This is a genomic window from Microbacterium sp. 4-7, assembly GCF_014332665.1.
Classification (GTDB): Bacteria; Actinomycetota; Actinomycetes; order Actinomycetales; family Microbacteriaceae; genus Microbacterium.
This window is the reverse complement of the sequence record NZ_MCRH01000006.1, coordinates 386,798-410,296: the sequence shown is the minus strand read 5'-3', so window position 1 is coordinate 410,296 and position 23,499 is coordinate 386,798. Positions and strand designations below refer to the sequence as shown.

Sequence of the window (23,499 nt, the reverse complement as noted above, 5' to 3'; positions counted from 1 at the left end):
GTCCTGACAAAACCCGTCGGACTACCGACTTTCGGCAGTAATGCGATGTCCGTGCCCGGGACTAGATTCGCCCTGACCTGATCGCGTCAGAGATGCGTTCATGCCCGCACGACCTGCCACGCCGCAAAGGAGCGCCTGCCGATGAGCAGCCAGATCGATCACCTTCTCGATGAGACCCGCCAGTTCCCGCCGTCCGAGGAGTTCGTCGCCCAGTCGGTCTCGTCTCCCCGGCTGTATGAGAGCGCGTCGACCGACCGCGAAGCCTTCTGGGCCGACCAGTCACGCGAACTGCTGGAGTGGCACAAGCCGTTCACTCGCGTGCTCGACTGGTCGACCCCGCCGTTCGCGAAGTGGTTCGACGACGGCGAGCTCAACGTCGCGTACAACTGCCTCGACCGCCACGTCGAGGCGGGCAACGGCGACCGTGTCGCTCTCCACTGGGAGGGCGAACCGGGCGACTCCCGGTCGATCACCTACGCCGAGCTGACCGAGGAGGTCAAGCGCGTCGCGAACGTGCTGGAGGGGCTCGGCATCGGCCATGGCGACCGCGTCGCGATCTACCTGCCGATGATCCCCGAAGCGGTCGCATCGATGCTCGCCGTCGCCCGCGTCGGCGCCATCCACTCGGTCGTGTTCGGCGGGTTCAGCGCCGACAGCCTCCGCTCGCGCATCGATGACGCAGGGGCGAAGCTCGTCATCACCGCCGACGGCGGCTACCGCAAGGGCCGCGTGTCCGCGCTCAAGCCGGCCGTCGACCAGGCGCTCGCCGACCGCGGCGACGGCGAGCAGCAGACGGTCGAGCACGTGCTCGTCGTCAAGCGCGGCGAGAACGAGGTCGACTGGGAGGACGGTCGCGACCTCTGGTGGCACGAGGTCGTCCCCGCGGCCTCCCCCGAGCACACTGCCGTGGCCTTCCCCGCCGAGAACCCGCTGTTCATCCTCTACACCTCCGGGACTACGGGAAAGCCCAAGGGAATCCTGCACACCTCCGGCGGGTACCTCACTCAGGCCGCCTACTCGCACAAGTACGTGTTCGACCTGCATCCCGAGACCGACGTGTACTGGTGCACCGCCGACATCGGGTGGATCACCGGACACAGCTATGTCACCTACGGTCCGCTGGCGAACGGCGCGACCCAGGTCATCTATGAGGGCACGCCTGACGCGCCGCACCCCGGGCGCTGGTGGGAGATCATCGAGAAGTACAAGGTCTCGATCTTCTACACGGCGCCCACCGCGATCCGCTCGTTCATGAAGATCGGCCGCAGCGTGCCCGCGAAGTTCGATCTGTCGTCGCTGCGCCTGCTCGGCTCGGTGGGCGAGCCCATCAACCCCGAGGCGTGGATCTGGTACCGCGACGTGATCGGCGCGGGCAAGACGCCCATCGTCGACACCTGGTGGCAGACCGAGACAGGCGCGATCATGGTCTCTGCACTGCCCGGTGTCACCGCCACCAAGCCGGGATCCGCCCAGGTGCCGCTGCCCGGAATCTCGATCGACGTCGTCGACGAGTCGGGCGCCGAGGTGGGCAACGGCAACGGCGGCCTCCTCGTCGTCACCGAACCGTGGCCGAGCATGCTCCGCGGCATCTGGGGCGACCCTGAGCGGTTCACGGAGACGTACTGGGAGAAGTTCGAGAAGCAGGGCTACTACTTCGCCGGTGACGGTGCGCGCCTCGACCAGGACGGCGACCTCTGGTTGCTCGGCCGGGTAGACGACGTCATGAACGTCTCCGGACACCGCCTCTCGACGGCCGAGATCGAGTCGTCGCTCGTCGCACACGAGGCGACGGCCGAGGCCGCGGTCGTCGGCGCGGCAGATGAGACGACCGGTCAGGCCGTCGTCGCATTCGTGATCATCAAGGAGAGCTACCTCTCGGCGCACGACCCCGCCGGACTCGCGCAGCAGCTGCGCCTCTGGGTGGGTGAGCAGATCGGCGCGATCGCACGGCCCCGCGACGTGTACATCGTGGGCGAGCTTCCGAAGACGCGCTCGGGCAAGATCATGCGGCGTCTGCTGCGCGATGTGGCTGAGGGGCGCGAGGTCGGAGACACCACCACGTTGGCCGACACCGCGGTGATGAGCATCATCTCGGCGCAGGTCAAATAGCGCGGATGCAGCAAACGCCCCCTTCCGAACCGATCCGGAAGGGGGCGTTGCCGTGTGCGCGTGGTGAGGGGTGGCGACCTCAGGCCAGGATGAACGTGGCCTCGACTTCGACCGGGCTGTCGAGCGGGAGCACCGGCACACCGACGGCCGCGCGGACATGCTGCCCGGCGTCGCCGAAGATCTCGCCGAGGACCAGGCTCGCCCCGTTGATCACGCCGGGCTGGCCGGTGAAATCGGGGGTGGATGCCACGAAGCCGCCGAGCCGCAGCACTCCGGCGATCCTGTCCACGCCCCCGGCCGCAGCCGCAGCCGCCGCGAGAGCGTTCAGGGCGCAGGTGCGCGCATAGGCGTTGGCGTCCTCGGCGGTGACCTCTGCCCCGACCTTGCCCGTCGCGGGAAGCGCTCCCTCGACGAAAGGCAGCTGGCCGGAGGTGTAGACGAGTCCGTCGTGCACGATCGCCGGGACGTAGGCTGCGACCGGCGCCGCGACGACGGGGAGCTCGATGCCCAGCTCGGTCAGGCGCTCAGAGACGCTCATGCCGCTCCCCCTTCGAACTGGCGGGACGCCTCGGCTGCGGCAGCGAGACCGGCGTTGCCCGAGGCATCCGCCGTCACCGGGCGCTTGAAGTAGGCGACGAGCCCACCCTCGGGGCCCTGGATGACCTGCACGAGCTCCCAGCCCTGCTTGCCCCAGTTGTTGAGGATCGCTGCGGTGTTGTGGATCAGCAACGGGGTGGTCAGGTACTCCCAGGTGGTCATGGCTCTCCTGTCTGGCGGCATCCGCGACGGCGGCTGCGTCAAAGGCGGTATTCAGGGAACTCCCCTACGATCTAGCGTATGCCTCAAAAGAATCGCACGGTGAAAGGTGCGCTCGGCGGAGTCCTCGGACTCGTCGGGCTGAGCACCGTCGCCGGTCTCCTCGTCGCGGCCAGCGTCACCCCGGTGCTCGCCATGACCGGTATCGCCGGGTCGCAGGCCCTCACCATCTTCGAGGACCTCCCCGAGAACCTCCAGGTCGGCGCTCCGATGCAGCAGTCGACGATCTACGCGACGGGTCTCGACGGCAACCCCGTCGCAATGGCGTCGTTCTACGAGCAGAAGCGCATCCCGGTCGCCTACGACCAGGTCGCGCCCGTGATGTACGACGCGATCCTCTCGAGCGAGGACAAGAACTTCTACACTCACGGCGGAATCAACCTCGGCGCGACGATCAAGGCCGCAGTCGGGAACGTCGCCGGCACGACCGATCGAGGCGCGTCCACGATCACCCAGCAGTACGTGAAGAACGTCCAGGTGCAGGAATGCGAACAGGACGTCGACCCCGCGGCCGAGGACTACTCGAAGCAGATCGAGCAGTGCTTCCTCGATGCGGCAGTCGCGAAGGGCGGCGAGGGCGTCGAGCGCAAGCTGCAGGAGATGCGCTACGCGCTGAAGATCGAGAAGGACTACTCGAAGAACGAGATCCTCCTCGGCTACCTCAACATCGCCAACTTCGGCGGCACCATCTACGGCATCGAGGCCGCAGCGAACCGGTACTTCTCCACCAGCGCGGCGAATCTCAGTCTCGCGCAGGCGGCGACGATCGCCGGCATGGTGCAGGAGCCCAACCGATTCCGCATCGACCGCCCCGAGGGAATCTGGACGGATGACGCCGGCGTGGCGCACAACGGGGACGCCGACGGCTACAAGGACACGAAGGATCGCAGAGACTACGTCCTCAATCGGATGCTCGCGGACGCGAAGATCACGCAGGCCGCGCACGACGAGGCCGTCGCCTCGCCGGTCACTCCCCTGCTGAGCGAGCCCCAGCAGGGCTGTGCGGCCGCGGGAGACAACGCGTACTTCTGCCAGTACGTGAAGGCCGTCATCGAGAACGACGAGGCGTTCGGCGCCACGGAAGAGGAGCGTCGCTCGAACCTGCGCCGCGGCGGAATGGAGATCTACACCTCCCTCGATCTGCGGGTCCAGCAGCCCGCGATCGACGCGGTCAGGGCGCAGGTCCCGCAGGCGATGCCCGGGATCCTCGTCGGTGGCACCGGAGTGTCGATCGAGGCGTCCACGGGTCGGGTCCTCGCCATGGCACAGAACACCGTCTTCAACGAGACGACCGAGGCCAACCTGGCTGCCGGCGAGACCTCTCAGGTCTTCGCGGCCGACAAGGCGCATGGCGGCTCGACCTACGGGTTCGAGACGGGATCGACCTACAAGCTGTTCACGCTTCTGAGCTGGCTGGAGTCCGGCCACTCCGTGAACCAGGTCCTCGACGGTCGCCTCAAGACCTTCAGCCCCTTCACCAGGTGCGGGGACAAGGTGACGAACAGCTCCAAGATCAACAACTTCGGCAACTCCGGCGGCTCGGTGGGCAGCGTGCGACAGTTCACCGCGCAGTCCCTGAACACCGGTTTCCTCGCGATGGCGCAGCAGCTCGATCTCTGCGACATCAACGAGGTGGCGAAGCGACTCGGCGTCCACTACGGCAACGGCGACGACATCACGGTCGGCGGAACGAACGCCAACACCGCTCCGAACGATCCGTTCCCGACGGTTCTGGGCTCGAAGAGCGTGGCTCCTCTGCAGATGGCCGGCGCCTACGCCACCGTCGCCAACAACGGCGTCTACTGCGAGCCTCGCGTGATCGACCGGGTCGTCGGCGAGGACGGCGCGGAGATCACTCCTCCCGCGCAGAAGTGCTCCCAGCAGCTCACCCCCGAGGTCGCCGCGACCGCCGCGTACGCACTGCGAGGCGTCATGGAGGGCAACGGCACCGGAACGAGGGCCAACCCGTACGACGGAACCCAGCTGATCGGCAAGACCGGTACCGCCGAGAAGGAGCACACCATGCTCGTCGAGTCGAGCACCAAGGTCACGACAGCGGTGTGGGTCGGAAACGTCGACGGCCGCGTGCCGCTGAACGACTTCCGCAATGGCAACGGGACGCGACTCGGCGACATCCGCTACGGCCTCGCCAAGGCGATCCAGGGTGCCGCGGATGCCGTGTACCCCGCGGAGGACTTCCCTCGCCCCGACGACAAGCTGGTTCGTCAGGTTCTGACGAACGTTCCCGACGTGGTGGGCAAGTCCGTCGGCGAAGCGACCTCTCTCATCGAGGCTGCGGGCTTCACCGCAGCCGTCGGACCCGCCGTGGACGGTCCCGCCGGCGATGTCGTCATGGCGCAGGACCCGTCCGGACAGGCCCCGAGCGGTGCGACGATCACGATCTCGCCGAGCAACGGCCAGGGCGCGACGGTGCCCGACATCACCGGACAATCGAAGGCCGAAGCGCAGAGCGCGCTGTTCGGGGCAGGGTTCTCGTCGATCGACTTCGACGGGTCATGCAACGGTCAGAACGCCGCGGTCACGTCCACCGACCCGGCCGCGAACACACCGACGACGAAGAGCACGTCCATCAAGGTCCGCTGCAAGTGACGTCTCGCCACGCGGCTCACCCGGCCCTCATCGCGCTTGGCGCGGTGGGGGCCGCTGGTGCCGCAGCCGCCGTCTGGGGCATCGGCATCGAGCGCTACCTCTTCACGGTGCGTGAGGCGACCGCATCCGCTCTCGCCCCGGGTTCCGCACCGTTGCGCGTGCTGCACATCTCGGACGCGCACATGGCTCCGTGGCAGCACCGCAAGCAGGACTGGCTCGCGTCACTCGCGCAGCTGAAGCCCGATCTCATCGTCAACACCGGCGACAATCTCGGGCACCGCGACGGTCTCGCCGGGATCAGACGTGCCTTCGAGCCGTTCGCCGGAATCCCCGGTGTCTTCGTGCACGGTTCCAACGACGTCATCGGCCCCTCGCCGCGCAACCCGATCCGCTACTTCGCCGGCCCGTCGCAGCGCCCGCGAGAGCTGAACTTCCTCGACACCGATGCGATGGACGCATACTTCACCGACGAGCTCGGATGGACGAGCCTGAACAACGCCGCAGCGCGACTCATGGTGGCCGGCAGTCCCCTGGACCTGTTCGGCGTGAGTGATGCGCACTGCGACTGGGACCGGCTCGAGGACCTGCCGGACGCCATCGATGCTCTCGGCCCGCGGACTGCCGGCACATCCGTTCTCGGCGTCACGCACGCGCCCTATCAGCGCGTCCTGAACGGGTTCGTGGAGATGGGCGCCGACGCCATCCTCGGAGGCCACACGCACGGCGGTCAGGTGTGCCTGCCCGGTTTCGGTGCTCTCGTAGCGAACTGCGACATCCCGCTGAAGCAGGCGAAGGGTCTCAGCACGTGGACTCAGGGCGATCGCGCCGTGCCCCTCAATGTCAGCGCGGGCTGCGGACACTCGATCTACGCGCCGATACGCTTCGCGTGCCGCCCCGAGGCGACGCTGCTGACCCTGACGGCGCGCGGTTGATGCCTCGATTCGGCGCTGGGAGCATTTCGCTGTAGACTCGGAGGGTTGCAAAACGGGGTGTGGCGCAGCTTGGTAGCGCGCTTCGTTCGGGACGAAGAGGTCGCAGGTTCAAATCCTGTCACCCCGACAAGTAACACCGGAAGGCCGTCCTCACGGGCGGCCTTCTCTGTATCCGGAACGAGGAGAAAGGCACCGCATGAGTCGCTTGCTCCCCCCGCCTCGCCGACTGACCCGAGGCATCGCCCTCGCTCTCGCCCTGCCGTTCTTCGGCGGCATCGCGCTGCTGACGCTCACGCCGACGCGCATCGAGCAGTCCATGCCGAACCTGCTCGATCTCGTGCTGTCCGTTTCGCACCGACTGGGGTGGGAGTCTCTTGATTTCACCCACCTCGAGGTCATCGCCAACGTTCTGGTCTTCGTGCCCATCGGCATCCTGGCGTTCATCCTCGTCCCCCGCCGCCTCTGGCCGCTGGCGCTCGCCCTGGGCCCGGCAGTGTCCCTCTCCATCGAGGCCGCCCAGCGCCTCGCCCTGCCGAATCGCACGGCCACCGTGTCCGATGTGATCGCGAACTCCGGCGGCGCGCTGATCGGCGTAGCGCTCGCGATCCTGTGCACCCTCCTCTTCGCTCCGCGTGTCTCTCAGCACCGCCCGTCTACTCTGGAAGCATCATGACCTCGCCTGCACTCGTCGCCTTCGATCTCGACGACACCCTCGCCCCGTCGAAAGAGCCCATCGATGCTCGCATCGCCTCGTTGCTGCACGCGCTGCTGCAGCGGGTCGAGGTCGCGATCATCTCGGGCGGCAACGAGGCGCAGTTCCGCGCTCAGGTGATCGCGCGGCTCGGAACCATCGACGAAGCGGCCGCGGCGCGACTGCACCTGCTCCCCACCTGCGGCACACGGTACCTGCGCCACGACGGCACGGATTTCTCGCCGCTCTACGCCCACGACCTCACCGCGGAGCAGAAGGCCGGCGCTCTCGCCGCCCTGCGCGAGGAGGCGGAGCGTCTGGGGCTGTGGGAGTCTCAGCCCTGGGGTGAGATCCTCGAGGACCGCGGATCCCAGATCACCTTCTCTGCGCTCGGGCAGAAGGCTCCCCGCGATGCCAAGCACGACTGGGACCCGTCCGGTGCGAAACGAGAAGCTCTTCGGGACGCCGTGGCCGCGAGACTCCCCGAGCTCGAAGTGCGATCCGGCGGTTCGACCTCCATCGACATCACTCTGGCCGGCATCGACAAGGCCTTCGGCATGAAGCAGCTCGCCGAGCACACCAGCATCCCCCTCACCTCGATGCTGTTCTACGGTGACCGACTCGATGAAGGCGGCAACGACTACCCCGTCCTGGCGATCGGAGTGCCCTCGGTCGCGGTCGAGGGGTGGGAGGACACCGCAGACAAGCTCGACGAGCTTCTCGCGACCCTCTGACAGCCCTCCCCTCCCCTCGAATCCGGGGACGAGGTCAGCGCACGACGACCTCCGACGCGGCGCGTGCGACCGGCACGAGGCGCGTGAGCTGAGTGACGTGCGACGGCTCGAGCTCCGCGAGTGAGGCGACCCCCAGAAGACGCATGGTGCGTTCGATCTCCGTCCGCAGGATCTCGATCGTGCGGTCGACGCCCGCACGGCCGCCGGCCATGAGGCCGTAGAGGTAGGCGCGGCCGATGAGGGTGAAGTCCGCTCCGAGCGCGACCGCCGCGACGATGTCCGCGCCGTTCATGATCCCCGTGTCGACCATGACCGTGAAGTCGTCGCCCACGGCGGTCCGGACCTCCGGCAGAAGGTGGAACGGAATGGGTGCGCGGTCGAGCTGCCGCCCGCCGTGGTTGGAGAGCACGATGCCGTCGACGCCGGCGTCACGCAGGCGCACCGAATCCTCGACGTTCTGCACCCCCTTGATCACGATCTTGCCCGGCCAGATGTCACGGATCACCGCAAGGTCGTCGTAGCTGATCGTGGGGTCCATCGCCGCGTCGAGCAGCTCGCCGACCGTGCCGCCGGTGGTGCTCAGCGACGCGAACTCCAGCTTCGGGGTCGTCAGGAAGTCGTACCACCACCACGGACGCGGGATGGCATTGATGATGGTGCCGAGCGTGAGCTGCGGCGGGATGCTGAAGCCGTTGCGCTTGTCACGCAGCCGCGCTCCGGCGACCGGGGTGTCCACCGTGAACTGCAGCGTGTCGAAGCCCGCGGCGGCAGCACGCCGAGTGAGTTCGTAGGAGATCTCGCGGTCGCGCATGACATAGAGCTGGAACCAGTTGCGGCCGTGCGGGTTGGCGGCCTTCACGCCCTCGATCGACGTCGTGCCCAGGGTCGAGAGGGTGAACGGGATGCCGGCCGCCGCCGCCGCTCCCGCGCCGGCGACCTCGCCCTCTGTCTGCATGAGACGCGTGAAGCCTGTCGGCGCGATGGCGAACGGGAGCGCCGACGGGCCGCCGAGGATCTCGACCGCGGTGTCGACGTCCGGAGCCGGCCGGAGGATGCCGGGGTGGAACTCCACATCCTGGAATGCCTGGCGTGCCCGCGTGAGCGACAGCTCGCCCTCGGCGGCGCCATCGGTGTAGTCGAACGCGGCCTTCGGCGTGCGCCTCTTGGCGATCGTGCGCAGGTCGTCGATCGTGAGCGCCGAGTCGAGACGGCGCCTCTTGCCGTTGAACTCGGGCTTCTTGAACTTCATCAGGTCGAGAAGCTCTGCGGGGTTGGGAACCTGGCGCTGGACCATGGCTGTCCTCTCAGTCGGTGGGTCGGACGCTGCGGGTGAGCCCCGCCGCGGTGTAGTAGCCGGTGATGTGCGCTCGGACGAGGGTCTGGGCGGTCGCCGCGTCACCCGCGGCGATGGCCTCGATGATGGCTCGGTGCTCGGCGCGCAGCAGGTCTGCCATGGCATCCCAGTCGGCGATGGATGAGGCGCCCTGCTGCACGTACGACTCGATGGAGGTGCGCAGGCCCGCCATGATCGCGGCGACGACGGTGTTGCCACTCGATTCCGCGAGGGCGAGGTGGAGCTGGGCATCGAGGGCGAGGAACTCGTCAGGCGTCAGGGCGCCGACGTCCATCGCATCGAGCACGCTGTGCGCCGCGGTGAGATCGGGCGCGTGCTGGCTCGCGAGAGCGGCGACGACCGCGTCTTCGAGCAGCAGTCGGGTCTGCACCACGTCCGCGAGCGGAAAGCCCTGTGCGGCGACCTGGAGGCGCAGAAGCGTCGACATGCCACCGGACGGGGTCGCGATCACGATCGCGCCCGACTGCGGCCCCGAGCCGGTCGAGGTGCGGATCAGCCCCATGACCTCGAGCACGCGCAGCGCCTCTCGGACGCTCGAGCGCCCGACACCCAGGTCTGCGGCGAGCTCGCGCTCCGAGGCGAGACGATCACCGGGGCCGAGACGCCCGTCGAGCAGGTCGCTCTCGACGTGTTCGAGCACGAGCCTCCAGGCGCGGGCTGGCTGCTCCGGCATCCGCTCTCCTCATCGTGTGCATCGGCGGCATCGATCCTCGACGCGGCTGTGGTCTGACCACAGTACCGTGTGTGGTCAGACCACGCAATCGGGGTACGACGACACAGCGCCCGAGGGCGGAGCAGGACGCGAGGGCGTTCAGCCCAGCCGCCCACCCGACTCTTCGAGGTAGCACGCGCCGCACAGCGACTCGTAGGTCGTGATCTCCGGCGCCAGCGATCCGTCAGCGCCCTCATCGATGGCGACCTGGTCGCCGTCGAAGACGAACCGACCACCGATCACACGACCGTTGAAGACGGCCTTCCGCCCGCAGCGGCAGATGGTCTTCAGCTCCTCGAGGGAGTGCGCGATCGCGAGCAGACGAGCCGACCCCGGGAAGGCGTGGGTGAGGAAGTCATTGCGGATGCCGTAGGCGATCACCGGGATGCCGTCCTCGATCGCGATGCGGAAGAGGTCGTCGACCTGCTCCGCCGTGAGGAACTGCGCCTCGTCGATCAGGAGGCAGGCGACATCGATCGACCCCCCGCGGACCGGTTCATCGGCGACCGCACGGCGCACGCGATCCCGGTGCTCGTCGAAGAGCTCGCGGACGTCCGCATCGGGAGCGATGAGATAGTCGACGTGCCGCGTGACACCGAGTCGACTCGCGATCTCGGATGCACCCTTGGTGTCGATCGCCGGCTTCGCGAGCAGCACGTGCTGGCCGCGCTCCTCGTAGTTGTACGCGGCCTGGAGCAGCGAGGTGGACTTGCCCGAGTTCATCGCCCCGTAGCGGAAGTAGAGCTTCGCCACCGGCGCGCTACTCGTTGATGCCGAGCGTGGCCGCCGTCGCCGCGGTGGACTTCGCCGCCAGCTCGGGGTCCTTGTTCAGCTGCTCGCCGAATGTCGGGATGAGCTCGCGCAGTTCCGACTCCCAGCCGGGGTACTCGTCGGGGAAGCACTTCTTCAGCAGATCGAGCATGATCGGCACGGCGGTGGAGGCGCCGGGCGAGGCGCCGAGCAGACCGGCGATCGAACCGTCGGCCGCGGACACCACTTCGGTGCCGAACTGCAGGATGCCGCCCTTCTTGGGGTCCTTCTTCATGACCTGGGCGCGCTGCCCCGCGTCGATGAGCGTCCAGTCCTCGTCCTTCGCCGTCGGCATGAACGTGCGCAGGCTGTCGACCTTCTTGGCGTGGTTCTTCAGCAGCTCCCCCACCAGGTAGGTGATGAGGTCGGGATTCGCGAACGCGACGCGCAGCATCGGCCACAGATTGTGCGTGCGCACCTGCGACACGATGTCGAGCATCGAGCCGTTCTTGAGGAACTTCGGGCTGAAGGTCGCGAACGGACCGAACATCAGGGAGGCCTCGCCGTCGACCACGCGCGTGTCGAGGTGCGGGACCGACATGGGCGGGGCGCCCACCGAGGCCTGCGAGTACACCTTCGCCTTGTGCTGCGCGACGATCTTCGGGTTCGAGGTCTTGAGGAACTGCCCGCCGATCGGGAAGACACCGTAGCCCTTGATCTCGGGGATGCCCGAGCGCTGCAGCAGCTTGAGCGCCCAGCCGCCGGCGCCGACGAACACGAAACGCGCCTTGATCTGGTTCGGCGTGCGACCGATCGTCGTGCGGTAGTTGATGAGCCAGGTGCCGTCCTTCTGCTTCTTCAGGCTCTTGACCTCGTGGTTGGTGCGCAGCGCGACGCCCGACTCGGTGAGGTGGTCGAAGAGCTGGTGCGTCAGCGCACCGAAGTCGACGTCGGTTCCGGCGGGCACGCGGGTGGCCGCGAACGGCTCGCCCTTACGGCGCTGCTGCATGAGCAGCGGCGCCCACTTGTTGATGACGCGGGAATCCTCGCTGTACTCGATGCCCTCGAACAGCGGCTGCTTCTTCAGGACCTCGTAGCGGTCCTTGAGGTACTTGACGTCCTTCTCACCGCGCACGAACGTCATGTGCGGCGTCGCGTTGATGAAGGTCGACGGCGCATCGAGCACGCCGCGATCGACCAGAGACGACCAGAACTGACGACTCTGCTGGAACTGCTCGTTGATCGAGACGGCCTTGGCGGGGTCGAGCGGAGCGCCCTTCTGCTGCGGCATGTAGTTCAGCTCGCAGAGCGCCGCGTGGCCGGTGCCCGCGTTGTTCCACGGGTTCGACGATTCCTGAGCCACATCGGAGAGTCGCTCGAACGCGACGATCTTCCAATCCGGCTGCAGCTCGTGCAGAAGGGTACCCAGGGTGGCGCTCATGATGCCACCACCGATCAAGACGACATCGACGGTTTCGGTCACCACGACAGTCTAGTTCGCGGTCACGGCACGACAGACCACGCGGGGCCGTCCGGCGAGACCGGATCCGCATGACCGCGATGCGGTCAGGCTATGGCGACCAGGCGCTCGGCGAGGATCTCGGCGATCTGCACCGCGTTCAGCGCCGCGCCCTTGCGCAGGTTGTCGTTGCTGATGAACAGCACGAGGCCCTTGTTCTCGGGAGCGGACTGGTCGGCGCGGATTCGTCCGACGAAGCTCGGGTCCTTGCCCGCGGCCTGGAGCGGCGTGGGCACCTCGTCGAGGACGACACCGGGGGCTGCGGCGAGCACCTCGGCGGCGCGCTGCGGCGTGATGTCGCGGGCGAACTCGACGTTGATCGAGAGCGAGTGGCCCGTGAAGACGGGAACCCGCACGCACGTGCCGGCGACACGGAGGTCGGGCAGCTCGAGGATCTTGCGGCTCTCGTTGCGGAGCTTCTTCTCCTCGTCCGTCTCGTTCTGACCGTCGTCGACCAGGTTGCCCGCGAACGGGATGACGTCGAACGCGATCGGAGCGACATACTTCTCGGGCTCCGGGAAGTCGATCGACGAGCCGTCGTGCACGAGGCGCAGCGTGTCGCCCTGGGCGAGGACGCCCTCGACCTGTCCGAGGAGCTCCTGCGCACCGGCGAGACCCGAACCGGAGACGGCCTGGTAGGTCGAGACGATCAGGCGCTCGAGACCCGCTTCGGCGTGCAGCGCCTTCAGAACCGGCATGGCTGCCATGGTCGTGCAGTTCGGGTTGGCGATGATGCCGCGAGGGCGGTCGTCGATCGCGTGCGGGTTGACCTCGCTGACGACGAGCGGGACCTCGGGATCGTTGCGCCAGGCGCTGGAGTTGTCGACGACGACGGCTCCGGCCTCGGCGAAGCGGGGAGCGTATGCGCGGCTGGCGGTCGCGCCGGCCGAGAAGAGGGCGATGTCGATGCCCCCGGCATCCGCAGTCTCGACATCCTCGACGATGACGGTCGCGCCGCCGAACTCGATGGCGGTGCCTGCGGAACGCGACGAGGAGAACAGGCGCAGCTCACGGATCGGGAAGGACCGTTCGGCGAGAATCTCGCGCATCACGGTGCCCACCTGGCCGGTGGCGCCGACGATGGCGACGGAGAGTCCTGAGTCGGAGATGCGGGTCATGATGTTCCTTGGCGTCGTGCAGTGCTGCATGCGAGGCTTCAGGCGCGACGTCGGGATGCGGATGCCGCGCCTGGCGCCGATGTCAGGGTTTCGGTGAGTCTACCGTGCCGTCCGGTGATCGAGGACCGACCGTCGGGCGGGGTGCGGGCCGGGTCAGCATCCCGAGTCAGTTCTTGCGGATCGCGTCACGATTCGCGGACGGGATCAGCTGACACTTCCGCAGATCGTGCGGTCATCCGCAGATCGTGCGCGATCGGGGAGGGTCAGCGACCGGTGCCGGCGTGGACCGTGGCCTCGGCGTCGCCGTCGAGTCCGTACGCGGTGTGCACAGTGCGGGCGGCCTCGGCCAGGTCGGTGTCGCGGAGCACGACCGAGATGCGGATCTCGGACGTCGAGATCATCTCGATGTTGATGCCACCGGCCGACAGCGCCTCGAACAGCGTCGCGGAGACGCCCGAGTGCGTCCGCATACCCGCTCCGACGACCGACAGCTTGCCGATCTGATCGTCGTGCACCAGGTTCTGGAAGCCCACTTCGGTCTGCTCCCCCGCGAGCGCCTTGAGCGCAGCCGAGGAATCGGCCTTGGGAACCGTGAACGAGATGTCGGTGCGGCCCGTAGCCGACACGTTCTGCACGATCATGTCGACGTTGGCGCCGGACTTCGCGACGATCTTGAAGATCTCCGCCGCCTTGCCCGGCACGTCCGGAACGCCGGCGACGGTGATCTTGGCCTGGCCGAAATCGGTGGCGACACCGGCGACGATCGGTTCTTCCATGGCTGCTGCTCCCTCGGCTTCGCGAGGGTTCTTCATACCCTCGCCCAGAACGTATGTGCCCTCGGACGACGAGAACGTCGAACGGGCGTGGATCAGGACGCCGTGACGGCGTGCGTACTCGACAGCGCGGATGTAGAGCACCTTCGCGCCGTTGGCGGCGAGCTCGAGCATCTCCTCACTGCCGATGTGGTCGAGCTTCTGCGCCTTCGGGATGACGCGGGGGTCGGCCGTGAAGATGCCGTCGACGTCGCTGTAGATCTCGCAGACGTCGGCGTCGAGGGCCGCGGCGAGAGCGACGGCCGTCGTGTCCGAGCCTCCGCGTCCGAGCGTGGTGATGTCGCGGGTGTCGCGGTTGAAGCCCTGGAAGCCGGCGACGATGACGATGGCCCCCTCGTCGAGCGCTTCGCGCAGACGGATCGGGGTGACATCCACGATGCGGGCGGCGCCATGCTGCGAGTCGGTGATCATGCCCGCCTGGCTGCCGGTGAACGACCGCGCCTCGAAGCCCATCGAGTGGATGGCCATGGCCAGGAGCGCCATCGAGATGCGCTCACCGCTCGAGAGCAGCATGTCGAGCTCACGCGGAGCGGGAATCGGCGCGACCTCGTTGGCGAGGTCGAGCAGCTCGTCGGTCGTGTCGCCCATCGCGCTCACGGCGACGACGACGTCGTGGCCGGCGCGACGCGTGTCGACGATGCGCTTGGCGACGCGCTTGATGCTCTCTGCGTCGGCGACTGAGGAGCCGCCGTACTTCTGCACGATGAGGGCCACGTTCACTCCCTGGGATGTCGGGCGGATCCGCCCACCCCCATTCTACGTTTGGCGCATATGCGCTTCTTCGCATGTGACGGTCGCGCCCGGGTGGGTCAGGGCGCGGGCGGCAGGGGCACTGCAGGCAGGTCGGCTCGGGCAGCGGCCTGGTGACGGAGGCGTCCGCCGGTGGCCGCGAACCAGCAGCCCGCGATGATCAGCGGGAATCCGATGAGCAGCCCGGGCGTCAGCGGCTCGGCGAGCACGATCGCACCGAGGATGATCGCCACGACCGGGTTCACGTAGGTGAACAACGGCGCGCGGACGGGGCCGACCTCGCGGATGAGAGCGAAGAATGCCAGGAAGGCGACGGCGGTGCAGATGACGGCCAGCGCGAGGAGCGCGAAGATCGAGGGAAGCGTCGGCATCTGGTGCTGCGTGAGCAGCCCGATGGGCAGGTAGATCACGCCGATCATGAGCAGCGACAGCGTGATGGTGCCGAGCGAGGGGACGTCGTTCAGCTGTCGGGCGACGATGAAGGGGGCGATGGCATAGAGGATGGCGACCAGCAGCACCTCGCCGGCCGCGATCAGACTGACCTCACCACCGAACAGTCCGGGCCCGGCGACGACGATCGCGACGCCGATGAATCCCACGAGAAGACCGATCCCCCGCGCCGGGCGCAGGACTCCCCGGTCTCCCCCGCCCAGTGCGATGAGCGCCGCGAACAGCGGCACGGTCGCGACGAGCAGACCCGTCATGCCCGAGGGCAGGGTCATCTCGGCGTGGCCGAGCAGCACGAACGGACCCGCCATCTCGACGAGGCCGAACGCGAGCACCCAGGGCCAGTGCTTCCACGCCGCTCTCAGCGCACCGCCGCGAAGCGCGAACGGGAGGAGGAGCAGCGCCGCGATGAGGGTGCGCCCGGCGACGATCGCGGGGGGCGACAGGGACTCGACCGCGATGCTGATGAACAGGTACGGCACGCCCCACAGCAGCGCCATGGCCCCGAAGAGCAGCCACCCGCGTCGCGAGAAGCCGCCCTGTGCGTTCACAGCACGCGCCGACCCTCGAATGCGCGCCCGAGGGTGACCTCGTCGGCGTATTCGAGGTCGCCACCGACCGGAAGGCCGGAGGCGAGGCGGGACACGGTGATCTGCATCGTGGTGAGCAGGCGGCTGAGGTAGCTCGCAGTCGCCTCGCCCTCGAGGTTGGGGTTCGTCGCGAGGATGACCTCCTGCACCGTGGCGTCGCCGAGACGCGACATCAGCTGGGCGATGCGCAGGTCGTCGGGGCCGATGCCGGCGATCGGGCTGATCGCGCCCCCGAGCACGTGGTACAGGCCACGGAACTCGCGGGTACGTTCGATCGCGGCGACGTCCTTCGCGTCTTCGACCACGCAGATGACGGCCGGATTGCGTCGGGGGTCGCGGCAGATCGCACAGCGTTCCTGCTCTGCCACGTTGCCGCAGATCTCGCAGAAGCGCACCCGCAGCCGCACTTCCACCAGCAGCTCGGAGAGACGCGCGACGTCGAATGTCGGCGTCTGCAGGATGTGGAAAGCGATGCGCTGCGCGGACTTGGGGCCGATTCCGGGGAGTCGACCGAACTCGTCGATCAGCTCCTGGACGATGCCGTCATACATCAGGAGAACCTCGTCGGGGGCTCGTAGGGCTCTTCGCGAACGAACGTCGCGCCGAGCACCTGGCGGATCACGGCCTCGCCGTAGCGCTGGACTCCCCCGGCGGGGGCGCGCTCGGTGATCGCCGGGGCTGCGGCGGCCGAAGCCACTCTGCGCGCAGGGGATGCCTGTGCGGTCGTCGACCGCGCGGAGGGAGCGGTCGACGGCGAGCCTCCGGCGGGCGGCGCCGCCTGCGACATCGGCGCCGGCTCGTACGACGGGTCGTAGGGCGGCTCGTCGTCGAAGTACGGCGGCTCATCGTCGATGGGCGGAGGTGCGTCGTCTCGGATCTCCGGTGAGACGTCACTCGTCGCGCGGCTCGGAGGCGCCGCCGTCTGAGGCGCCGCTGTCTGAGGCGCCGCTGCGGCAGAGGTGGCAGCAGGCACAGACGCCGCCGGCGGAGCGGTCACCGGAGCGGGCTCAGCGAGCTCGGATGCCGGGATCGACGCCACCGCCCACTCGGTGACGGGGGCCGAGGAACTCCCTGTCTGAGGAGCCGACGACCGAGCGGCCACGGTCTCCGTCTTCGGCGACTCACCACGCGGCTTCTCGGCGTGCGGGGTCTGCGATCGCGGTGACTGAGCTCGCGGTGACTCCGCTGACGCAGGCTCCGATGCGGGCGCGTCGTCGGTCGGGCGTCCCGATGAAGGCGTCGCGGGCTGGCGAGGCGCTCCCCCCGCTGGCATCGGAGCAGGGAGGTACTTGACGCGCACGCCGAGCTCCTGCTCGATGGCGCCGCGCAGATGGTCGGAGGGACCCGAACCCGGCGTCGTGCCCTTGAACTTGGCGACATCGTGCTGGCTGGTGAAGCCCAGAGTCAGCACCTCGGTGTCCGTGACGTATGCGAGCGGCTGGACGGCGGTGGCCAGCAGCCACGACGTGCGGCTGACGCTCTCGAGCCGCTTGAGGACGGCCGGCCAGGCGGCGGTGATCTGCTCGAAGGCGACCGGCCCGGAGGGCGCTGCGACCTCGGCGGCCGGTGCGGCGTCGACAGCCGGTGCAGCGCTCGACGTCGCATCGGCAGGGGTCGCTTCGGCCGTGTCGGACTCCCCGGTCTCCCCGCCGGCCGGTTCGGTCGTGGTCGCCGGCCGATCGGCCGCAGCCTGAGGAGCAGCGGCGGGAGCGGCGGGAGCAGCAGCTGCGGGAGCAGCCGACGAAGCAACGGGAGCGGCGGGAGCCGCCTGTGCAGGCGCGGACGCCCGCGGCGGGGCGGAGGCGGCAGCGGCCGGTGCGGATGGGACGGCGGCGACGGCATCCGCTCCCGCAGCGAGCACGCGAGCGACCATCAGCTCGAGGTGCAGTCGGGGCGAGGTGGCGCCCGACATGTCGTCGAGGGCGGCGCTGACGATGTCGGCCGTGCGCGAGAGTCGGGTCGACCCGAAGGAATCGGCCTGCGTGCGCATGCGCGCGAGCTCGTCGTCGGCGATTCCACGGAGCACCGACGACGCTCCCGCACCCACAGCCGCGATCACGATGAGGTCGCGCAGACGCTCGAGCAGATCGTCGACGAAGCGACGCGGGTCCTGGCCGGTCTGCACCACACGGTCGATCGCCGGGAACGCCGCTGCGGCGTCGGCGCCGGCGAGCGCATCGACGATCTCGTCGAGCAGCGCGGCGTGCGTGTAGCCGAGGAGCGCCACGGCGCGCTCGTAGGCGACGGTCACGGTCTCGGAACCTGCGGGCGAGTCGGAACCGGCGATCAGCTGGTCGAGAAGAGACAGGGTGTCTCGCGGCGAGCCTCCCCCGGCGCGGACCACCAGAGGAAGGACACCGCGCTCGGCGACCACGCCCTCTTCGCCGCACAGCTTCTCGACGTACTCGAGCATCGCGGCCGGGGGCACCAGTCGGAACGGGTAGTGATGCGTGCGCGAGCGGATCGTGCCGAGCACCTTCTCGGGCTCGGTCGTCGCGAAGATGAACTTGACGTGCTCGGGCGGCTCTTCGACGAGCTTGAGGAGCGCATTGAACCCCTGCGGCGTCACCATGTGCGCCTCGTCGAGGATGAAGATCTTGTAGCGATCGCGGCTGGGGGCGAACGTCGCCCGCTCGCGCAGATCACGTGCGTCGTCGACGCCGTTGTGGCTGGCCGCGTCGATCTCGACGACGTCGAGCGAGCCACCGCCCGCCCGCGACAGCTCGACGCAGCTCGGGCACTTTCCGCAGGGCACGTCGGTCGGGCCCTCCGCGCAGTTCAGGCAGCGGGCGAGGATGCGCGCAGACGTCGTCTTTCCGCATCCACGGGGTCCGGAGAAGAGGTAGGCGTGGCCGACACGGTCGCCGCGGAGCGCAGTCATCAGCGGTTCGGTCACCTGGGACTGCCCGATCATCTCGCCGAACGACTCGGGGCGGTAGCGGCGGTAGAGGGCTGTGGTCACCAGAACAGCCTACGGCGTGCCACGGACGTTCAGGCAGACGAGCGCCGACGATCGCGCCCGGGATCCGCGACGCGCCGCTGAGACGGCCGAGGTTCGGCGAAGGCTCACGACGACGCGGCCTCGAAGACGCCGCCGACCACCTCGACGACCCCGCCCGTCGCGTCGACCAGCTCGCCGACCGCGCTCACCAGATGCACGACGCCACCCACCGCTTCGATCACCTCGACCACGGCTCCCGCGACCTCCATCGCGCCCTCGATCCCCTCGGCGACCCGCAGGGCCTGCGACTCGGTCTGCAGCACAGCCGTCCATGACCGCTCCAGACCGAAGAGCACCGCGTAGGGCAGCAGTCGCTCGTTCAGCAGGAACCTCTGCAGTCGTTCCGCCGACGCCGCCGACGAGACGTCCGCCCGCAGATCCGCCCCGTCTGTCGACTGCGAGAACCGCAGCGGCTCCGCCTCGGCGAGGGCGATGTACTCGCGCATCCCGGCGAGGTGCGCGCGCAGCGGCTGCGCCGCAGGGCGGAACCGGCGCCACGCCCACGGAGCGACCACGATCGCCGCGACCGCCGCGACCAGGCCGACGACCAGCACGGCGTAGAGAGCCGCACCCGGCTCGCTCACCGACCAGGCGGCGATGAGCAGCAGAAGGCAGATGCCGCCCACCAGCACCGCGGCGACGCGGATCAGGAACGTGGCCCACCCGCGTCGACTCCGGTCGATGAGCCCCGCGGCCGCGAGCCGCTTCTCCGCCTCGTCGAGGACACCGCGCACCCGGCGGTGCAGAGCCCGGGCATCCGCACTGAACCGTCGCACCCGCCCCGGGGTGTGATCCGGCCCGAACAGCGCCTCGAGCACGCTGAGCTCCTCGGACGTGAACGTCGCACCGTCGACGACCTCCATGCCGACGGGTGCACGCCGGTGCGACCTGCCGGTCGTCGCCGCGTCGGCGTCGACCAGCAGCCGCACCTTGCGCTGCACGGCCAGATCGATCAGCGCGGCGGCTACGGCCTTCCGATCCGCGTTCAGCAGCAGCGCGTCGTGCAGCACGGTCGCACCCTCGGCCGGGCTCAACCGCGCACCGGGGGACGCGACGCGCTGCACCGAGCGCGCCCGCTCGACCACCGCGAGCACGAGCAGCAGCAGCGCGGGCGCGAGTCCGAACAGCGCTGCGGTGGTCAGCACCTCAGTCGATCGGCTCGATGATGGGGATGGCGGTCGTGATCACCGGGACGGATGCGGACAGCCGCGTGCCGTCCTCGCGCAGCGCGTCGGCGAACTGCCGCAGCGACGGGCGACCGGGGATGAGCGGTCCCTGATCCGCGAGTGGGACGACGACCTCCTGCTCGGTCGTGGCGATGTATGCCACATCGCGCACCGTGAAGGGCACCGGGTCTCCGGAGAGCACTCGCACGCGCAGCTCACCCGTCGTGAGGGTGACCTGCAGAGAGGCCCCCTGCCACTGCAGCGGGTACGACAGCGACGGCCAGTCGGCGGGCAGCCGCGGGTCGAAGCTGAGCTCGCCGGCATAGTCGCGCATACCGCCGAAACCGCAGACGAGAGCGGTCCACACGCCTCCGGCCGACGCGACGTGCACACCGTCCGCCGCGTTGTGGTGCAGGTCGTGCAGGTCGACGAACAGCGACTGCCGGAAGTACTGCAGAGCGAGATCCTGGTAGCCCACCTCGGCGGCGAGGATCGACTGCACGACGGCCGACAGCGTCGAATCGCCCGTGGTCAGCGGGTCGTAGTAGTCGAAGTCGGCCTTCTTCTCCTCCGGCGTGAAGTGGTTGCCCTGCAGGAACAGCGCGAGCACGACATCCGCCTGCTTGAGCACCTGGAACCGGTAGATGACGAGCGGGTGGAAGTGCAGCAGCAGCGGTCGCTGCTCCTTCGGCGTGTGCGCCAGATCCCAGACCTCGCGCTCGAGGAACAGCGAGTCCTGCGGGTGGATGCCGAGCCGTTCGCTGAACGGGATGAACATCGCGTCGGCGGCGCGCTCCCACCCTTCCGCCTCGCCCTCGGCGAGTCCGGTGCGCTCGACGACCCGGGCGAACTCCTCGCCGTTGGCCTCCTGCGCCTCACGCACGACCTTCGCCGCGTAGCGCAGGTTGTAGCGCGCCATGACGTTCGTGTAGAGGTTGTCGTTGACGACGGTGGTGTACTCGTCAGGACCTGTCACACCGTGGATGTGGAAGGTCTCGATGCCGTCGTCGTCCTTCGTGTCGGCGACGAGGCGCGAGGTGCGCCAGAACCCGAGTGTCGCCCACAGTCGCGCCGTCTCGATCGCGATGTCGATGCCCTCACGCCGCAGGAAGTCGTCGTCGCCCGTCGCGCGCACGTACTTGCCGAGCGCGAAGCTGACGTCGGCGTTGATGTGGTACTGCGCCGTGCCGGCCGCGTAATAGGCGGAGGCCTCTTCGCCGTTGATCGTGCGCCACGGGAACAGCGCGCCCGCCTCGTTGAGCTGCGCGGCCCGTCGGCGAGCCGCCGGAAGCATGAGCACTCGCGCCCGGAGGGCGTTGCGCGCCCACTGCGGCGACGTGTAGGTGAGGAACGGGAGCACGTAGATCTCGGTGTCCCAGAAGTAGTGTCCGCTGTATCCCGACCCCGAGACGCCCTTCGCGGGCACGCCGGTTCCGTCGGCGCGGGCCGAGGCCTGTGCGAGCTGCAGGAGGCACCAGCGGGTCGCCTGCTGGATGTCGTCCTGTCCGCCGATCTGCACGTCGCTGCGAGCCCAGAAGGCAGCGAGCCACTCGGCCTGTCGATCGAACTGCGCCTGGACGCCCTCGACCGCGACGCGGTCGAGGGATCGACGGCAGCGGTCGACGAGCTCACGGGCCGGCACACCGCGGGAGGTGTGGTAGCTGACGAGCTTGGTGACCGTGATGGGCACGCCGGCCTTCGCCTGCACCCGGAACACGTTCTTCGAGATGTCCGCCTCGATGAGAGTGCGCGAGGTGTAGTCGTTCTCGGTCTCGATGATGTGGTCGGCGACCACTGCGACCGTCATGCCTGATGCCGCGACGCTGTAGGACAGCGCGGAGCGCAGTCCGTCCTGCCAGTACTCGCCGGGCTCGAGCACACGCTCGGCGATCTTCTCGGCCTTGCGCGGATCGAATCCGCCCTTGGCCTGGTTCGGGGTGCCCGCGTACACGCCGGCACCGTCCTGGCGGTTGATCATCTGGCAGCTGACGGTGACCGGGGCGTCGGCGTTCTCGACGACGACCTCGAGTCGCAGCACGGCGAGGTGGCGCTCCTCGAAGCTGACGATGCGCTCGTCGCGCATCCGCACGCGCTTGCCCGACGGGGTCTCCCACACCACGGTGCGCTCGAGCACGCCGGTGCGCATGTCGAGCGTGCGGCGGTACTCGCGCACGTCCGCCTCGTCGAACGAGATCGGCTCGTCATCGACATAGACGCGCATGACCTTGGCGTCGGGGGCGTTGACGATCGTCTGCCCCACCTCGGCGAAGCCGTAGGCCTGCTCCGCGTGCCGGATCGGCCACGTCTCGTGCAGTCCGTTGATGAAGGTGCCGTGCTCGTGGGCGCCGCGCCCCTCGATGTGGTTGCCCCGGAGTCCGAGGTAGCCGTTGCCGACGGCGAACAGGGTCTCGGCGACCCCGTCTTCGGAGTAACGCGTCTCGATGAGGCGCCAGGGGTCTACGGGGAAGCGGTCGCGGTCGATCATGCGGTCTCCTCGTTGTCGGAGCGGGGTGCCTGAGCGGCGGAGTCGGACGGCGCGGACTCGTCGGCCGCGGGGTCGAGGAACACGTCGAGATCGTCGACGACGACCGTCGCGCCGGCGGCGCGCAGCGCGTCGGCCCCGGTGCCGCGGTCGACGCCGACGACGGTCGCGAATCCGGCTGCGGCGGCAGAGGCCGCGCCCGAGGTCGCGTCCTCGACGGCGATGCTGCGGGCCGGGTCGACGCCCAGCGCCACGGCGCCGGCGCTGAACATGTCGGCGGCGGGCTTGGAGGCGAGGTTCTCGCGCTCTGCGACGACACCGTCGACCACGATGCGGAAGAACGAGCGGATGCCGGCGGCAGCCAGCACCTCTTCGGCGTTCTTGGAGCTCGAGACGACACCGAGCGGGATGCCGGCGGCGGAGAGCTTCTCGACGAGTGCGAGCGATCCGGGGAACGGGGCGATGCCCTCGCCACGCAGGGACTCGGCGAACGCGGCGTTCTTGCGGTTGCCGATGCCGCAGATCGTCTCGGCCTCGGGCGGGTCGTCGACCGCACCCCAGGGGATCTCGACGTTGCGGCTGCGCAGCAGACTGGCCACGCCGTCATAGCGCTTCTTGCCGTCGACGTAGTCGAAGTAGTCGGCATCCGAATACGGAGGAGTGATGCCCCAGCGCTCGAACACGTCGTCGAAGACGACCTTCCACGCGCGCATGTGCACTTCGGCGGTCGGCGTCAGCACGCCGTCGAGATCGAACAGGACGCCTTCGGCGCGGAGCGGATCGGGCAGGGCTTCGGGCACAGCAGCCTCCAGGAGAAGGACGAGGGTTCCGGCACCTCTCCGTGCCACTGTGCAAGCGTAGTGCGGCTCGGCACCGAGCGGTAAC

Annotated in this window: 19 protein-coding genes and 1 tRNA gene; 6 read left to right on the top strand and 14 right to left on the bottom strand. The window is 68.8% G+C overall.

Features of this window, described 5'->3' with window-relative positions:
• The first annotated feature begins 141 nt into the window (after positions 1-141).
• A complete protein-coding gene (gene acs, locus BEP68_RS14405; protein ID WP_072591625.1) occupies positions 142-2,109 on the top strand; it encodes an acetate--CoA ligase in 1,968 nt (655 codons plus the stop codon).
• A gap of 79 nt (positions 2,110-2,188) precedes the next feature.
• Here the strand turns inward: acs and BEP68_RS14400 are convergent, their stop codons facing one another.
• Together BEP68_RS14400 and BEP68_RS14395 are read right to left on the bottom strand one after the other, a co-directional pair.
• Positions 2,189-2,647, bottom strand: coding sequence for a RidA family protein (locus BEP68_RS14400; RefSeq protein WP_187250372.1), 459 nt, complete (start codon positions 2,645-2,647; stop codon positions 2,189-2,191).
• Positions 2,644-2,868: a DUF4177 domain-containing protein gene (locus tag BEP68_RS14395; RefSeq protein ID WP_053097373.1), complete on the bottom strand. Its 225-nt coding sequence runs from the start codon at positions 2,866-2,868 to the stop codon at positions 2,644-2,646. The genes BEP68_RS14400 and BEP68_RS14395 overlap by 4 nt, the downstream gene beginning before the upstream one ends.
• A 78-nt stretch (positions 2,869-2,946) precedes the next feature.
• Between BEP68_RS14395 and BEP68_RS14390 the strand changes: the two genes are divergently transcribed.
• The 5 genes from BEP68_RS14390 to BEP68_RS14370 all read left to right on the top strand — a co-directional run bounded on the left by BEP68_RS14390 (position 2,947) and on the right by BEP68_RS14370 (position 7,892).
• Positions 2,947-5,535 (top strand): transglycosylase domain-containing protein, encoded by a 2,589-nt coding sequence (locus tag BEP68_RS14390; protein WP_187250371.1) that lies wholly within the window; start codon positions 2,947-2,949, stop codon positions 5,533-5,535.
• Positions 5,532-6,467: a metallophosphoesterase gene (locus BEP68_RS14385; RefSeq protein WP_072591628.1), complete on the top strand. Its 936-nt coding sequence runs from the start codon at positions 5,532-5,534 to the stop codon at positions 6,465-6,467. The genes BEP68_RS14390 and BEP68_RS14385 overlap by 4 nt, the downstream gene beginning before the upstream one ends.
• A gap of 53 nt (positions 6,468-6,520) precedes the next feature.
• Positions 6,521-6,594: transfer RNA gene (locus BEP68_RS14380), tRNA-Pro, on the top strand.
• A gap of 69 nt (positions 6,595-6,663) precedes the next feature.
• Positions 6,664-7,140 (top strand): VanZ family protein, encoded by a 477-nt coding sequence (locus tag BEP68_RS14375; protein ID WP_187250370.1) that lies wholly within the window; start codon positions 6,664-6,666, stop codon positions 7,138-7,140.
• Positions 7,137-7,892 carry an HAD-IIB family hydrolase gene (locus tag BEP68_RS14370; protein WP_187250369.1) on the top strand — a complete coding sequence of 252 codons (756 nt, stop codon included), beginning with the start codon at positions 7,137-7,139 and terminating at the stop codon, positions 7,890-7,892. The genes BEP68_RS14375 and BEP68_RS14370 overlap by 4 nt, the downstream gene beginning before the upstream one ends.
• 34 nt (positions 7,893-7,926) lie before the next feature.
• Here the strand turns inward: BEP68_RS14370 and BEP68_RS14365 are convergent, their stop codons facing one another.
• From BEP68_RS14365 to BEP68_RS14310, 12 genes are all read right to left on the bottom strand, one after another.
• A complete protein-coding gene (locus tag BEP68_RS14365; protein WP_187250368.1) occupies positions 7,927-9,186 on the bottom strand; it encodes an alpha-hydroxy acid oxidase in 1,260 nt (419 codons plus the stop codon).
• Between the two features lie 10 nt (positions 9,187-9,196).
• Positions 9,197-9,919, bottom strand: a complete 723-nt coding sequence (locus BEP68_RS14360) for a FadR/GntR family transcriptional regulator (protein ID WP_072591632.1) — start codon at positions 9,917-9,919, stop codon at positions 9,197-9,199.
• 138 nt (positions 9,920-10,057) lie between these two features.
• Positions 10,058-10,711, bottom strand: a complete 654-nt coding sequence (locus tag BEP68_RS14355) for a thymidine kinase (protein ID WP_056279839.1) — start codon at positions 10,709-10,711, stop codon at positions 10,058-10,060.
• A 7-nt stretch (positions 10,712-10,718) separates the two neighbouring features.
• Positions 10,719-12,191, bottom strand: coding sequence for a malate:quinone oxidoreductase (locus tag BEP68_RS14350; protein WP_053099206.1), 1,473 nt, complete (start codon positions 12,189-12,191; stop codon positions 10,719-10,721).
• Positions 12,192-12,274: 83 nt separating this feature from the next.
• Positions 12,275-13,345, bottom strand: coding sequence for an aspartate-semialdehyde dehydrogenase (locus BEP68_RS14345; protein ID WP_187250367.1), 1,071 nt, complete (start codon positions 13,343-13,345; stop codon positions 12,275-12,277).
• A gap of 263 nt (positions 13,346-13,608) precedes the next feature.
• Positions 13,609-14,892 (bottom strand): aspartate kinase, encoded by a 1,284-nt coding sequence (locus BEP68_RS14340; RefSeq protein WP_053099207.1) that lies wholly within the window; start codon positions 14,890-14,892, stop codon positions 13,609-13,611.
• A 95-nt stretch (positions 14,893-14,987) separates the two neighbouring features.
• Complete coding sequence (locus tag BEP68_RS14335; protein ID WP_187250366.1) at positions 14,988-15,926, bottom strand: DMT family transporter; 939 nt, start codon at positions 15,924-15,926, stop codon at positions 14,988-14,990.
• On the bottom strand, positions 15,923-16,516 hold the full coding sequence (gene recR, locus BEP68_RS14330) for a recombination mediator RecR (RefSeq protein WP_053097391.1): 594 nt from the start codon (positions 16,514-16,516) through the stop codon (positions 15,923-15,925). Before recR ends, BEP68_RS14335 begins: the two co-directional genes overlap by 4 nt.
• Positions 16,516-18,927: a DNA polymerase III subunit gamma and tau gene (locus tag BEP68_RS14325; RefSeq protein ID WP_187250365.1), complete on the bottom strand. Its 2,412-nt coding sequence runs from the start codon at positions 18,925-18,927 to the stop codon at positions 16,516-16,518. The genes recR and BEP68_RS14325 overlap by 1 nt, the downstream gene beginning before the upstream one ends.
• Before the next feature lie 104 nt (positions 18,928-19,031).
• A complete protein-coding gene (locus BEP68_RS14320) occupies positions 19,032-20,111 on the bottom strand; it encodes a DUF2207 family protein (protein ID WP_187250364.1) in 1,080 nt (359 codons plus the stop codon).
• A 1-nt stretch (position 20,112) separates the two neighbouring features.
• Entirely contained in the window at positions 20,113-22,617 is a 2,505-nt protein-coding gene (locus tag BEP68_RS14315; protein ID WP_056279834.1) for a glycoside hydrolase family 65 protein, read from the bottom strand.
• Positions 22,614-23,462, bottom strand: a complete 849-nt coding sequence (locus tag BEP68_RS14310; protein ID WP_400341846.1) for an HAD-IA family hydrolase — start codon at positions 23,460-23,462, stop codon at positions 22,614-22,616. The genes BEP68_RS14315 and BEP68_RS14310 overlap by 4 nt, the downstream gene beginning before the upstream one ends.
• Positions 23,463-23,499 lie beyond the last annotated feature (37 nt).

Coding starts and splice junctions, on each gene's coding strand:
- acs (WP_072591625.1), top strand. CDS start 142: ATGAGCAGCCAGATCGATCACCTTCTCGATGAGACCCGCCAGTTCCCG.
- BEP68_RS14400 (WP_187250372.1), bottom strand. CDS start 2,647: ATGAGCGTCTCTGAGCGCCTGACCGAGCTGGGCATCGAGCTCCCCGTC.
- BEP68_RS14395 (WP_053097373.1), bottom strand. CDS start 2,868: ATGACCACCTGGGAGTACCTGACCACCCCGTTGCTGATCCACAACACC.
- BEP68_RS14390 (WP_187250371.1), top strand. CDS start 2,947: ATGCCTCAAAAGAATCGCACGGTGAAAGGTGCGCTCGGCGGAGTCCTC.
- BEP68_RS14375 (WP_187250370.1), top strand. CDS start 6,664: ATGAGTCGCTTGCTCCCCCCGCCTCGCCGACTGACCCGAGGCATCGCC.
- BEP68_RS14370 (WP_187250369.1), top strand. CDS start 7,137: ATGACCTCGCCTGCACTCGTCGCCTTCGATCTCGACGACACCCTCGCC.
- BEP68_RS14365 (WP_187250368.1), bottom strand. CDS start 9,186: ATGGTCCAGCGCCAGGTTCCCAACCCCGCAGAGCTTCTCGACCTGATG.
- BEP68_RS14360 (WP_072591632.1), bottom strand. CDS start 9,919: ATGCCGGAGCAGCCAGCCCGCGCCTGGAGGCTCGTGCTCGAACACGTC.
- BEP68_RS14345 (WP_187250367.1), bottom strand. CDS start 13,345: ATGACCCGCATCTCCGACTCAGGACTCTCCGTCGCCATCGTCGGCGCC.
- recR (WP_053097391.1), bottom strand. CDS start 16,516: ATGTATGACGGCATCGTCCAGGAGCTGATCGACGAGTTCGGTCGACTC.
- BEP68_RS14315 (WP_056279834.1), bottom strand. CDS start 22,617: ATGATCGACCGCGACCGCTTCCCCGTAGACCCCTGGCGCCTCATCGAG.